9 protein-coding genes are annotated in these 14,427 nt (G+C 40.3%); all 9 read left to right on the forward strand.

The annotated features are described in order from the left end of the window. Window positions 1–116 precede the first annotated feature (116 nt). The 9 genes from BLV86_RS02845 to BLV86_RS02890 all read left to right on the forward strand — a co-directional run bounded on the left by BLV86_RS02845 (window position 117) and on the right by BLV86_RS02890 (window position 14,279). A complete protein-coding gene (locus BLV86_RS02845; protein ID WP_090815050.1) occupies window positions 117–2,375 on the forward strand; it encodes a VWA domain-containing protein in 2,259 nt (752 codons plus the stop codon). Between the two features lie 17 nt (window positions 2,376–2,392). After that, on the forward strand, window positions 2,393–3,898 hold the full coding sequence (locus BLV86_RS02850; protein WP_090815051.1) for a glycoside hydrolase family 3 protein: 1,506 nt from the start codon (window positions 2,393–2,395) through the stop codon (window positions 3,896–3,898). Between the two features lie 467 nt (window positions 3,899–4,365). Beyond that, the gene (locus BLV86_RS02860) at window positions 4,366–4,890 is read left to right on the forward strand and encodes a PH domain-containing protein (RefSeq protein WP_090815053.1); all 525 of its coding nucleotides are present in this window, start codon (window positions 4,366–4,368) and stop codon (window positions 4,888–4,890) included. Window positions 4,891–4,994: 104 nt separating this feature from the next. Further along, window positions 4,995–6,338, forward strand: a complete 1,344-nt coding sequence (locus tag BLV86_RS02865) for a DUF4358 domain-containing protein (protein ID WP_090815054.1) — start codon at window positions 4,995–4,997, stop codon at window positions 6,336–6,338. A 128-nt stretch (window positions 6,339–6,466) separates the two neighbouring features. After that, window positions 6,467–8,017, forward strand: coding sequence for a tetratricopeptide repeat protein (locus BLV86_RS02870; RefSeq protein WP_175456419.1), 1,551 nt, complete (start codon window positions 6,467–6,469; stop codon window positions 8,015–8,017). A 143-nt stretch (window positions 8,018–8,160) separates the two neighbouring features. Next, a complete protein-coding gene (locus BLV86_RS02875) occupies window positions 8,161–9,357 on the forward strand; it encodes a tetratricopeptide repeat protein (RefSeq protein ID WP_090815056.1) in 1,197 nt (398 codons plus the stop codon). A gap of 217 nt (window positions 9,358–9,574) precedes the next feature. Then, the gene (locus tag BLV86_RS02880) at window positions 9,575–9,850 is read left to right on the forward strand and encodes a helix-turn-helix domain-containing protein (RefSeq protein WP_090815057.1); all 276 of its coding nucleotides are present in this window, start codon (window positions 9,575–9,577) and stop codon (window positions 9,848–9,850) included. Further along, entirely contained in the window at window positions 9,837–10,973 is a 1,137-nt protein-coding gene (locus BLV86_RS02885; protein ID WP_090815058.1) for a type II toxin-antitoxin system HipA family toxin, read from the forward strand. The genes BLV86_RS02880 and BLV86_RS02885 overlap by 14 nt, the downstream gene beginning before the upstream one ends. Before the next feature lie 1,386 nt (window positions 10,974–12,359). Then, window positions 12,360–14,279 (forward strand): VWA domain-containing protein, encoded by a 1,920-nt coding sequence (locus BLV86_RS02890; RefSeq protein WP_242873220.1) that lies wholly within the window; start codon window positions 12,360–12,362, stop codon window positions 14,277–14,279. Window positions 14,280–14,427 lie beyond the last annotated feature (148 nt).

Raw genomic sequence — 14,427 nt, forward strand, 5'->3', positions numbered from 1 at the left:
AAAAGGGATATTGGGCAGGAGGTTTTTGTATTCATCGGATTATTTAATGATTGGTTTTTGTCGATGTAAAGATAGTGGCTAATTAAAAACCGATTGCAGGAAGCAGAGGTGATTTTATGTATTGCATGAGATGTGGTTCGGAAATCAAGGAAGATCAAAGCTTTTGCATGAAATGCGGAGCAAAAGTAGAAAAGATAAGATATGAGTCGACACCATCAGATGTAGATACATCAGCCCGGGATTCATCAAAAGATGATCCCACAGATGATGTTCAGCGTGGATCCGGATCAGAGTCAGGTTTAACAGAAGGTAATGCAGAAGCCCTTCGAGCAAGACCGACAGAAGGTATTGCGGATGCCCTTCGTCCAAATCCAACAGAGGGTAATGCAGAAGTCCTTCAGCCAGGGCCAACAGAAGGTAATGTAGATGCCTTTCAATCAGGACCTGTATATGAAGAACCGGGAATTTATCAACAACCGGGTAATTATGAACAACCTGGAATCTACGAAGAACCAGGATTCAACGAATATCCTGATGACATGGAAGAGCCTGAGCCTGCATCTGTAAAACCGAAAAAATCCGGGAATAAAGCATTGATCGCATTGTCTGTGATTCTCGTTTTATCGATGCTGATGGTGGGTGGTTTGCTGGTTTATCGGCAGATGCCCATGGTGCGCTACCAAAGGAACATCAAGGTGGCTCAAAAGTACATGCTTGAAGGGGATTATGAACAGGCGATACTGGCGATAAAAGAGGCCATAGACATTGAACCCAAAAAAATGGATGCGTATCTTCTTCTTGCGGATGCATTTAAAGAGATAGGAGAGGAAGAAAATGCTATCAACACAGTTGAAATAGCTTTGAATTATTTCCCTGAAAACAAACGTCTTACAGAATATCTTTCTGAACTGGAATTAAGTGTAGAGACTTCAGAAGACGTAGAGGATTCTGATGACGAAGAAGATTCCGGTAATATCAGGAAAGGATCCGATACTAAAAAATCCGGTATGGTTACACCTGATGATAAAACCGCAGTCTCCGCAGCATCCGAAAAATCCGAAATAGATTACGACCGTTTAAAAAAAGAGATAGCACAGCTCATGCAAGGAAATATGGTCTATATTTCATCCGATGTTTCCCAGTATCCTTTAGTGCGGGTATATTTCCAGATTAATGATGCAAATGGCAATGTTCAGACATTATTATCGCCTACTGCTGCGATTCGTGAGTCGATTTCCGGCGGAGCTTTTATCGAGCGTGAGATCAAAAAGATAGAGAAGCTTGAGGGCAACCAGGGAATAAGCATTGACATCGTTGCGGATAAGTCAGGATCCATGGACAGTGACATTAATCAGGTGAAGTCTGTAATGAGTCAGTTCGTAAACAGTCTTGATTATACAAACGGCGACCGTGCCGAGCTGCTCGCTTTCGAAGACAGCGTTATGTATATGTGTTCCTATACCAATAATCCGGTATATCTCAACAATGGAATTCTCGGTATGTCTGCATACGGCGGAACGGCGCTTTACGATGCCATTTATGAGGCCGTAACCAATTCCTCCGGACAGGCAGGTGCGCATTGCGTAATTGCATTTACCGACGGACAGGATAACAGTAGCGTATTTAATTATCAGCAGGTGGTTGACTATGCAAGGGCAGTATCGGTGCCAATCTATATCATCGGCGCCGGTAGTGTGGATACGCAGACATTAACATATATAGCGGATCAGACAGGCGGCAGGTACTGGAATATCAATGATCTCTATGATATGACGGAGATTCTGAACGAGATTTATTCCGAGCAAAAGGATATGTATTGCCTTGAATATATTTCCCAGGCAGATGCAGACCGCTATGCTCCGAGAAGTATCGAAAGCGTAGTTTGTGATAAGGACTCGAACTACGGTGCAAGTACAACCACAAGCTTTACACCCGCCAGAGTCATTGATTATGGCAATCACTCAAGCCGTTACGAAGTTGTGTTACAGGATATTTCCTGGGCCGATGCCAATGCTGCCGCAATCAGAAAGGGTGGACATCTTGTAACTATCACTTCACAGGATGAGATGAACCAGGTTTCGGCATTGTGCGAAAATGCAGGAATCAAGTACTGCTGGATGGGCGGATACACCATGATGGATTCATCAGGATGCTATGGCCACTGGATCACAGGTGAGGACTTCAATCAGTACCAGGCATGGTATCCCGGAGAGCCTTCACGTAACGATCTGGATGGAACGGAAGAGAAGTATCTCATGCTATGGAACATAAAGGGTGTCTGGAGCTGGAATGACGAAAGAATCCATCCTGCGGGTGATCCTGAATTACAGTACTACAGAGGAAAAACCGGCTACGTAATAGAGTATGAGCAGTAAATTGAATAGGATTATCTATGATGATGCTTAGTAAAATAAGAAAAAAAGTAGTGCTAATGCTTCTGGCCCTTTGTTTGGTCAGCTGCGCGCGACCGGTAAAGTCACCGGCGAAGGAAGCCTCCAGGGAGACGGTCCTGGAAAACGGGATAGGGACAGAGACGGAGACAGGAACGGAGAACGCACAGGGATCCGATGATGAGAAGAATGCGCCGGAATCTGTTAATGATAAGGAAACGGTTTCCGGAGAATCACAGATAGAAGTAATTGTTGGTGATAAAGCAACAGGTGACGCTGAGAAAGGTGAATTGCCTCCTCCGGCAGAAATTGCAGAGTCTCGGGTGGGGGAAGCAGGAGCTGATTCCCGTGTGAAAGAAATCGATGCTAATGCTCCTGTCGATTCTGGAGTGGGAAAAAGCGAGGTTGCTGCCTCTGCTGATTCCAAGTTGGAGAAAGGCGAGTCTGCTGCCGCTACCGATGCCTGGGTGGAAGCCCGTCTTTCCGGAATGACGTTGGAAGAAAAGGTGGCGCAATTGTTCTTTGTTACTCCCGAAGCACTGACCGGAGTCGGGCAGGTCATACAAACAGGTGATACTTCCCGGAAAGCATTTTCCGAGTACCCTGTGGGAGGAATCATATATTTTGCCTGGAATTTACAGACACCTGAACAGGCAAAGCAGATGATAGGCGGAATGTCTGAGTATGCTCTGTCTGAAACGGGAATTCCGGTGTTCCTTGCAGTGGATGAAGAAGGCGGGAGAGTTACAAGATTTGAGAAAAATCCGGAGTTTGGGATAGAAGATATTCCTGCCATGAAAAAAATCGGTGATACAAAAGATCCGGAAGAAGCGTACAAGGTGGGTGCGACCATAGGTGAGTATCTGAATGAATACGGTATCAACCTGGACCTTGCGCCTGATGCTGATGTGTTTGTGGACGCTAATAATACTGCAATCGGGGATCGTTCCTTTGGCTCGGATCCATATCTGGTTTCGGCGATGGCATTGGCCTATGCCGAAGGTCTAAAGAGTCATGATGTTTTGGCGTGTTATAAGCATTATCCCGGGCATGGCGGTACAAAGGAAGATACGCATGAAGATTACGCGTATTCCTATAAAACGTTAGATGAACTAATGAATGATGAACTCGTTCCATTTTCTGATGCTGCAAAAAATGACATCCCGCTTATCATGGTTTCGCATATTTCGCTTCCTGAGATTCACGGAGATGATACGCCTGCGTCATTGTCAAAATACATGATCACAGATGTTTTGCGTGGTCAGTTAGGGTATGAAGGTTTGATAATAACCGATGCCCTGGATATGGGCGCCATTTCGAATCATTATTCACATGCCGAAGCGTGCCGGAAAGCACTTCTTGCCGGAAATGATATGCTTCTCATGTCCGGAGATTTCCGCCCGGGTTACGAAGCGATACTTGATGCTGTAAAAAGCGGAGAGATATCCGAGGACAGAATCGACGAATCGGTGAGACGGATACTTAGGACGAAAAAAAGGATTGCATGAATGATTTTAAACAACAGGTGATTGTTTCCGATGAAGAATTTGGAAAACTAAAAAACGGATATCAATAATCAACACTCCGGAGCTGAACCAGAAGGACAGGCTCCGGAGTGTTTTTTCTTGAAATGGTGCGTAATGTCATTTATCAGCAAATAATACATTTTGTCAGATTACGATCTTTATGGTACGCGCAATTGTTAATATGTGTTCATACAAAAGAAAGCAAACAAAAAAAATAACACATATTTTTAATCAAGGAGGAAATATTAATGTCTATTTTTTTAGGTTTCATCCCTACGGTATTATTTATTCTGGTAGTTACATTCTCGAAAAGTCATACGGTTCAGCACGATAAAGAGGAAATAATGGTCGCTCGTATCCATTGGGGAATACTTATTCCATCATGGTTTCTATCATCGTTATTTTTGTTCTTTGTAGGTTCGATCATAGAAAAAATGTGAGGTGGGAAAATGAGTATTTTCGGTTTTGGAGTAATGATATTATTTATATTGGTAATTATAGGTTTTTCCCAGAGTTGGATATATTACTTAACTACCGAATTATCGGTTTCATCCAACCGGTTGGTAGGAAAAAAAGGATTATTTAATGTTAAACGTATTGATTTTCCTATAGAACAGATCACATCTGTTGCAATAAGAACAACCTTCTGGGGACAGATATTTAATTATTCAACCATAGTTATAACTGTTGCAGGAACAACCATGTATTTCAAAGGTATAGAAAATGCAGCTGAGTTCCAGCGCTATTGCCTGGATCTCTTAAAGATAAATGAGTATAAGAAAATTCATGAGCAGGCAGAGGCAATGTCTATGGCGGTTTCTGCAGCAATGAAAAATACACAGCCCCAGGTAAGCACTCCGGAATGTTCAAGTATTGAAGATAAGATCAAAAAGCTGACAGATCTGAGTAATCTCAGACAGCAGGGAATTATTTCGGATGAAGAGTTTGGAAAGCTGAAGATGGAGATTCTGTAAAGACTAAAAACGCTGAAGATCTAAACGATTTTTGGCGTTTTTCTTTTTTGAAAGATGTATTATATTTGAAAGGTACATATTTTAAAAAGTGTTTAGGGGTACGTATGGAAAAGAAATCAAGTCCGATTATTAGCATATCTGTTGTAACAGTGATCCTTCTGGCTGCGCTTGTGGGGATACTGGTATATTTCAATCTTCCGGCACAGCGCATCAGGCGAATGCTTAAAACTACAAACAAGTACATCGCAGAAGAAAACTATGACGAAGCAATTCTGACATTAAAGAAAATGCTTGTGATAGATCCGAAAAACGAATATCTGTACGTCATGCTTGCAAACACATATGAAAAAAATGGCGATATAGATAAAGAGATAGAATTTCTTCAGGAAGCTGTGACATTGATGCCGGATAATCAAAATCTGGCTGAGATTTTTTCAGATGTTAACCCTGAGGTCACCATCTCCGAAGCCGAAGTAACATATAAGGAACCGGTAAGCAAAAATGGCTACGAGGGTGAACATAAAAAAGATACCAATGTAATAAGATTTGATGAGAGCAAACACCATTTAAATGAATGGGTAAATGAAACTGATGGCGCCATGATAGTTGAGACCGTTACATCTGCTGAAGAGACTAAGATTCGGACATCAGGTGCAGAGCCAAGTGCTATTTACAGACAGGTTTTAGGTCTTCTTTCATGTGGTATGATTTCAGTTGATGCAAACTATATCAAAAATTATTACGGAATCGATGCATCACAGCTTGAGGGTTATGTATTCGCTATGTCTGAGGATGTAACACATGTAGACACAGTTGCCATCCTTAAGGCAAAGGATGCTTCAAGCGTGGCAGCACTTGCAGGTCAGCTCAGTGCAGTTCAGCAGCAGAAGGCACAGGAGCTTCAGGATTACCTGCCTGATCAGTATCAGATTGTTGCAGCAAGCTCAGTTAAGACTTACGGTAACTATGTTTACCTTGTAATGGCTCCCAATGCAGCAGCTATCGAGCGGACTATCGTTGATACCTTGACACCTACTGTGGAGACCAGAGTTCATACATCAGACGTAGATCCAGGTGCTATTTACAGCCAGGTTATAAATACAGGACTTCTTCCGGGTATGATCACAGTTGATGCAAACTATATTGAAAACTATTACGGAATCGATGCATCACAGCTTGATGGATATGTTTTCGCCATACCTGAGGATGTAACACATGCAGACACAGTTGCCATCCTTAAGGCAAAGAATGCTACAAACGTGCCGGCACTTGCAGAACAGCTTAGTGCAGTTCAGCAGCAGAAGGCTCAGGAACTTCAGGAATATATGCCTGATCAGTATCAGATTGTTGCAGCAAGCTCAGTTAAGACTTACGGTAACTATGTTTACCTTGTGATGTCTCCCTATGCAGCAGCTATCGAACAGATTATCGCTTCAAACATAAGTTGATCTTGTCATTTATTAAAAAAAGCCGGAATGCATCCTTTAATACATCTTTAAGAGACCATAATCTATAATATCATCATGATTTGGAACACTTTATGTGTGTACATAATATAAAACGTTCAGGGGTAAGTATGGAAAAGAAATCAAGTCCAATTATAATCATTTCCGTCGTGACGGGCATCCTTCTGGTATCACTTGTCGGCATGCTGGTATATTTCAATCTTCCAGCTCAGCGTATCAGGCGAATGCTTAAGTCTGCCAATAAATACATAGCGGAAGAGAACTATGACGAAGCGATCCTGACATTGCAGAAGATGTTGGAGATAGATCCGAAGAATGAGGATCTGTATGTCATGCTTGCGGATACATATGAGAAAAATGGAGATATCGATAAAGAAGTTGAATTTCTTCAGGAAGCTGTTACTTTGATGCCGGAAAATCAGAAGATATCTGAAGTGCTTTTAGATGTGTATCCGGAGGTCACTATCTCTGAGGCAGAAGGAACATATAAGGATCCGGTAAGACTGACCCTGGATGCACCGGGGGATAGTAAGATATATTACATTATCACCGGAACAGGATCGGGTGATACAAACTCAGCTGATAATTCAGAAACCGGCAACAAAGAAAATGAATACAGTGAGCCTATAACCCTTGGAAAAAACGGAAAGTACAGTATCGAGTATTATGCGGTAAGCAAAAATGGCTACGAAGGTGAACACAAAAAGGGAACCTATGTAATAGAGCTTGATGAGAGCAAATATCATTTCAATGAGTGGGTGAATGAAGCCGACGGAAGACATTACTATGAAGCCGATGGCAAATCTGTTACCGGATGGAAGAAGATAGGTGAATTATGGTACCTCTTCGATAAATCAGGAGTGATGCTTACCGGACTACAGGAAGACAACGGAAAGACCTATTATCTTGGAACTGATGGCGCTATGCTCACCGGATGGCAGGAAATAAAAGGGAAGAAATACTACTTCGATGAAAGCGGAGCCATGCTTAAGAACCAGTGGATCGATGACACATATTATGTCGGGGCTGATGGCGCAATGCTCGTAGATACAGTGACACCGGATGGAAAGAGAGTAGGTAAGGACGGAAAGAAGATGGATGAGGCTTGGAAACAGGCTTATATACAGAAAATAAAAGAGTTGGAGGCAGCATATTCACAATATGGTGACTCATACGATCATCAAATTGGCTATGAAATAAGTTATCAAATTGGTTATGTGGATGATGACGATATTCCTGAATTAATATACAACCGGTTTACAGGAGAATCCGGAGCGATGACATATTATGCTGGTAAAACAAGTAGTATATGTACTAGTGGAGAAGAAATGAAGAATGGTTCAGGTTACATAACACGTTCGGGATTGGTTTTACTATATGAAGAATACGGTGTTTTTAATTATACCGGTTCTGATTATATTGTGTATAGGTTAAAATCAGGGGAATTTGTCAAGGAACATGATTTTGGATGGTATAAATGGAGAGCGAATTATGAAGATCATGATGAAGTATATCTTGATGATAATAGTGCGGACACCTTTTATGATGAGGTAGCTTATAACAACATTGAAGCGCAAATAAAAACCATCTATGATATATCAATGGAAGCGAACGATTTATATAATGCAGAAGAAGCAATAAGAATTATTGAAAACTGGTAACGATTCATGAATTGGAATATCTTTTGTGTGTTCAAATTATAAAAAGTATATAGGGCTTCGTTTAGGTACTACAGAAAATAGCTTATAACACTTGGAAGGAAGCGACTTAGCAACAGGACTTTGAAATAATACGGGAGCATTCTATGAATAAAAAAATATATACACTACTAATTGAATTTTTGTTACTTGTATGCCTATGCGCCTGTGCATCTAATGCCCAGAAAATACAAAAGCAATTGGAAATTGGAAACAAATTTTTAGCAGATCTTGAGTTTGAACAGGCAATTTTGTCATTTAATAAAGTGATAGATATTGATCCTAAGAATATAGATGCTTATCGAGGACTCGGAGATGCCTATTATGGAGAAATAAAGGATGCCAGCGATTATAATACCATTGATATGCTCTATTTAAACTCAACTAAAAACTATGGAATTATTATCGATTTAATAAATGATGGAACCGGCACTACAACTAATGATATATCTTTAGAAGAAATCAGTAAGAATGTACAAGAAATCTTATTAGAGTTATATTGCGAATGGTCAGAGTTGGCAATAAAAGAAGGTGATAGCGATCATGCTGTAAATATATTGAAGGATGGATATACAATACTCGGTAATGATGAATTATTGGAGAAATCTCAAACTATTAGTAACATAAGAGAGGTAGAAAAGATTGTTGAAGACTTGGATATTACATCAGAAGGGTTCAACATCTTAGATTCTGGAAATGTTGATAAAATAATTGCTTTAACAGATATGTTTAATGGAAAATATATTTCCTGTGAAAATGGCAATGGTTTCGGATTGTATAAAATAGATGGAAGTTATTATTTGTTCTGTGGAAGCTTTGAAAAAGGTTTGCGTGAAGGTCCGGGATTGTTAGTACTTATAGTTAATGATGGTAATGATACCTATGTGAAATGTGAATGGAAAGAAGATGTGCCCTATGGAAGAGCAGAGTATTATAATGGTTCTAGTAGCGAGGAATTTTACGGAAATTTTCAATTAATTAATGGGTTGTATGATGGAGAAGGTACATATGTGTTTAACCCAGAATTGCCAGAATATTCGACAAAAATGATTTTTACCGTTAATAAGGGAAATATTGTAAATCTGGGAATTGATCCTGATGTTGATCACTATTCCGGTTATACATTTTACTGTTATGCTATTAGCTCAGAAAGTACTGATGCTGCTTATTTTTATCAATTTCAAGATTTTGAAGTTACTCGAGGAATGCCTGGGTATGCAGATAGCTTCAGAATTAATAATGATAATGATAGTATTGTTTTAGTTATGGGCACATCAGGAATTAAATTGAACCCTGTAGAATAAAGTAATGAAATTTTGAAGAGCTCATTATAATGATGATTTTTTAAGTACAACTAATTTGGTTACGGACAAAAAACGAGGCCACGCTTCATTGCGTAACCTTTTTTGTGTATTTGTTTTTGCAAATTGTTTCATAAAGATTGCTATAAAGATATCAATTAAATGATAAATTTTATATAAAATGATATAATAATAGCAATAAGTAACGAGGTGCAATCATATGGATTATTTATGGGATATGCCGTCAGACGTAACCAAAAGACTGGCTTTAAGAATGAAAAATATAAGAAAAAGAAAGAGACTAACACAAAAACAATTGGCAGGTAGGAGCAATGTCAGTTATGCCACATTGAGAAAATTTGAAAAAACCGGACAGATATCGCTGGAATCATTTGTAAAACTGACAATGGAACTGGGAGTGGTAAATGAGATAAACGAATTATTTACCCGACCGGTATATAACAGCATTGAGGAGGTTATAAATGGAAACAGATAAAAAGCTTGATGTGTATTATCACGGCAGGCTTGTAGGAACATTAGCGGAAACACCGGATAAGAGAATCGCGTTCCAATACAGCACTGAATGGCAAAAGACCGGATTTTCCATAAGCCCGTTCTCACTTCCGTTAAGGAATGACGTATTTATTCCAAATGAACGATCGATTGACCGATTTGATGGTTTATTCGGAGTATTTGCGGACAGCCTCCCGGACAGTTGGGGTGGATTGTTATTGGATAGATATCTGCAGTCTATTGAAATAAATCGTGGAGATATAACAACACTCGACCGACTTGCCTACATAGGCAAGTCGGGAATGGGAGCCTTGGAATATCTGCCATCAAAAGAAGCTGACTATGATTTGGATAACATAGGCTTGGATTATGATGTGATAGCAAAAGAGTGCGAAAACCTAATGTCAGCAAGGTACTCCGACCAGCTTGACATGCTTTACAAATTGGGAGGTTCAAGCGGCGGTACACGACCTAAGGTAAACATTAAAGAAGATAACAAGGAATGGATAGTGAAATTTCCTGCGAAAACAGATCCCGACATCAGTGGCAGGAGAGAATATGATTATTCATTGTGTGCTAAAGACTGTGGCATTGTTATGACCGAAACCGGGCTTATACCGTCCTCTGTATGTGCCGGATATTTTAAAACTGTTAGATTTGACAGGGTACAGGGAGAAAAGATTTTCACCATTACATTTGCAGCACTGTTGGAAGCTGATTTCAGATCCCCGTGCTGTGATTATGAGACATACCTGAAAATGGTGCGGGTTTTGACAAAAGATAATGATTCTGACAAAAAGCAAATGTTTAAAACCATGTGTTTCAATGTTTTAACCCATAACAGAGATGACCACACAAAAAACTTTTCATTCCTTTACACTGATATGAACGGATGGCGTCTTGCACCTGCTTACGATCTGACCTACAGCGACACATATTGGGGTGAGCAAACTACGTCTGTAGGAGGCAAAGGAAAGGATATCACCAAAAAGGATCTGATCAAATTAGGTGTAGGGGCAGGATTGTCTGCCTCATACTGTGAAGAGTGTTATTTGGAGATAGCTGAAAAAACAGTTATGCTGAAACCATATCTTACCAATAGTTAAAGTAATAAAAGCAGGACTGGAGAAGTAGAAAATGTTAATCATTCAAGAGATGAAATAATTTCAATGATTAGAAATAAATAATAAAAACTACAGTTCGAAGTTTTTCGTTGTTTGACAGAGCAGGCTGAGAATGTTAAGATAAAGGCGTAAAGACAAATAAAAAAGGATGACCCCGGTAACGGTAGGCAATCCTTAAAAACTAACTACAAGAGTAGCCGTCCAAGAGTATTGCGAGTACCGGGGCGGCTATTCTCTTGTGCTTTTGCTATTGCGTCCGATGGCGTATCCGAGACCGAACGCTGACAGCGCAAGGCTGATAACTGCGATTAATCCTTCTATCGTCAACATCTGCATTTACCTCCTTTCCGGTGAAGACTAAGAGCATATGCTCCGGTACAACAGTTCCGGTTCGGAGGGCATATCACAATCTGAATATTCGACCTCCGAACATATCGGAAGGCCTACCGTCCATCACACTTTCGTGCTATAGGTGACATCCTGGATGCGTAGTTTATCATAGAAGATAATTGGATGTAAAGGAATAATTAAAGACATCAGAATCTGTGTAAATGTATTAAATCTGAAGCTCCAGTTAACCGCAATATGGTTTACCGGAGCTTTTTTGCATTTCATCCCCATAAGATGGTTATTTATCATATTTTTATACAATTTCAAGAGACCATCAACTATAATATCATCATTGAATTGAACATCTTCCGTGTGTTCATATTGTAAAAAGCTACATTCAAGGAGTAAGCAAAGATGTTTTGTATTAAATGTGGAAAGAAAATAGAAGATTCCCAGCAGTTTTGCATTTATTGCGGAGCAAAACAGCCCGGTTCATTTGATGTTCAGAAGACCGAAGAAGAAAAGAAGATAAATCATGAGACTGGAGAGCAGGGGTCAGAATTTTTTCATAAACCGGAATCTTTCCAGGGATCAGAATCTTCTCAAGGTTCACAATCATCCCTTGGATCGGAATCTTCTCAAGGTTCACAATCATACCGGGAATCAGAATCCTCTCAGGTACAGCAATCATCCCTTGGATCAGAATCCTCCCAAGTACAGCAATCATCCCAGGGATCGGAATCCTTCCAGGTTCCAGGAGCTTCTCAAGAATCAGATTCTTCTCAGGGTCAGGGATCTCTCCAACAACCGAATTCTTTCCAACAGTCGGCTCCTTATCAGCAGGCAAACTCATATCAAGAATCTGCTCCCTATCAGCAGTCAAACGCTTATCAACAGCCTGCTCCCTATCAGCAGTCTGACCCTTACGATCAAACAGAATTCTCATATGATAATCCTGAACCAGCCCAGGCGCAGCTTTTAGATACACCTAACGGCGGTTCTAAAAAGCGTTCCCGTCTTGGAGCGGTGGTAGCGGTATTGGTTTCTGTTTTAATACTTGTGTTAATACTGGTCGGAGGATTGGTATGGTGGAATCAGCCTGCCAAGAGAGTAGAACGTTTGATACAGGCCGGACAGAAATATTTGGCTGAGGCAGATTATGACCAGTCGATCCTGAGCTTCCAGAAAGCGATAGAAATTGATCCGAAGAATGCAGATTTGTATTCAGATTTGGCGGGAGCTTACATTCAGAAAGCACAAACTGCTTCCGATGACGAAAAAGTCAAGTTATATAAGCTGGCAAGTAATAGCTATAAGGAAGCATTGTACTATGATGAAGATAATACTCAGTTAGTAGCTGATATATCTGACCTGTACGTGGAGTGGTCGGATTTTTATATTGATCAGCAGGATTATGATGCTGCAATTGATCTTATAGAAAAAGGTTTAAAAATTGTTGATGAACAGGTACTTGAAGACAGACTGAATGAGCTGACAACAGATAGTTTTGACTCATCAGCGCCTGCAGACAGTAAAACCACGGATTCCAAACCAACAACCAACAATCAGAGTACCACAAGGAACCATACGATCACAAATAATCAACCGAAAAGCCCAGTTTCACTTTTTGTACGTCAGGTGGAGAATACTTCATTCCCACAAATTCATTTTTATGCCAGTGTTCTGAACGGTAATAATGAATCTGTCGACAATCTGAAAAGAGAGGATTTCAAGATCCAGGAGCTTCAGGCAGACGGTTCTATTCAGGATGTTCAGATCGATGAAGTGTATCAGGTTATTGATTCCAAGACAGCTTACATCGATTTAGTCATTGACAGAAGCAGCAGTATGAGCGACAGCATGATGCGGCAGGCCAAAAATGCCGCAACCGCTCTCATCCAGAATATGAAAGATGGTAATCAGGTTGAAGTAATTTCATTTGATAGCTACGTTTATCAGGATTATCCCTTCTCTTCGGACCTGAGTTCGGCAATATTCTCCATTGACGCAATCCAGCCATATGGTAACACAGCATTGATGGATGCCCTATATACTGCTGTGTACAATACTTATAAGGTCGGGGAAGGAGCAAAGTGTGTTATCGCCTTTACCGACGGAGAAGAGAATTCAAGTAACTATACAGTAAATGATGTAGTGAATATATCTCAGAGCACAGGAATCCCGGTATATCTCATTGGAATAGGATCAGGTGTTGATGAATATTCTCTGAGAGATATTGCTCAAAAATGTTCGGGAGAGTACTATTCTGCCTCTGACGTAAATCTGGAGCAGGAGCTTAGTGACATTTATAACAACATATATAAAGATCAGCAGAACAATTACATTTTCAAGTACACGAGTAAGAATGCCTCTGACACCACAGGTGCAAGACAAATCGTTGTAAACATGTCCGATAATTCAGGATATACAGGTTCCTGCCAGAAGGAATTTGTTCCTGTGGCACAAACCGCAATCGATGCAAATTTTGGATTTGATGTAGATAATATCATCCCGGACTCAAGCTACAGAGCATTGACCAATGCAGATCTTGAAGGTCTTTCTCTTGCCAAACTCCGTATCGCAAGAAATGAAATCTTTGCACGCCACGGTCGTCTGTTTAAGGATAATCTGCTGAATCAATGGTTCTACTCGAAGGGTTGGTATCTGCAGATACAGCCGAAGTATTCTCCGAGTGAATTTGACAGATTGAGCCCTTATCCTATCAGCACACTTGAGAATAACAACATTGATTTAATAATTGCCAGGGAAGAATATATCATGAATTACGAAAATATATTCCCTAATGCAGGAAATATTCCATTATCCACCTATGATGTAGCTCTTACAAAGGCAGTTTTGCAGAAGGCACTTACGCAGGTTGCCTCTTACCCACAGACATCCGTCAGGGACCAGAACATTGCATTTATCCAGAATGCTATTGCTAATGCTACGATGTGATGGGTAGAACATAAACATTGAGTTACGAAAATCACCGCTTGGTTTAAAGACTGGGCGGTTATTTTTTAATGTTGTAGCTTCGACAAATTGGTGTGCTTTACAATTCATCAGCAAATATTGCTGTATATCATATTATAATCTTATTCAT

It is taken from the genome of Oribacterium sp. KHPX15 (assembly GCF_900107835.1).
In the GTDB taxonomy this organism is placed as follows: Bacteria; Bacillota; Clostridia; order Lachnospirales; family Lachnospiraceae; genus Oribacterium.

Coding starts and splice junctions, on each gene's coding strand:
- BLV86_RS02880 (WP_090815057.1), top strand. CDS start 9,575: ATGGATTATTTATGGGATATGCCGTCAGACGTAACCAAAAGACTGGCT.
- BLV86_RS02885 (WP_090815058.1), top strand. CDS start 9,837: ATGGAAACAGATAAAAAGCTTGATGTGTATTATCACGGCAGGCTTGTA.
- BLV86_RS02875 (WP_090815056.1), top strand. CDS start 8,161: ATGAATAAAAAAATATATACACTACTAATTGAATTTTTGTTACTTGTA.
- BLV86_RS02850 (WP_090815051.1), top strand. CDS start 2,393: ATGATGATGCTTAGTAAAATAAGAAAAAAAGTAGTGCTAATGCTTCTG.
- BLV86_RS02870 (WP_175456419.1), top strand. CDS start 6,467: ATGGAAAAGAAATCAAGTCCAATTATAATCATTTCCGTCGTGACGGGC.
- BLV86_RS02865 (WP_090815054.1), top strand. CDS start 4,995: ATGGAAAAGAAATCAAGTCCGATTATTAGCATATCTGTTGTAACAGTG.
- BLV86_RS02845 (WP_090815050.1), top strand. CDS start 117: ATGTATTGCATGAGATGTGGTTCGGAAATCAAGGAAGATCAAAGCTTT.
- BLV86_RS02860 (WP_090815053.1), top strand. CDS start 4,366: ATGAGTATTTTCGGTTTTGGAGTAATGATATTATTTATATTGGTAATT.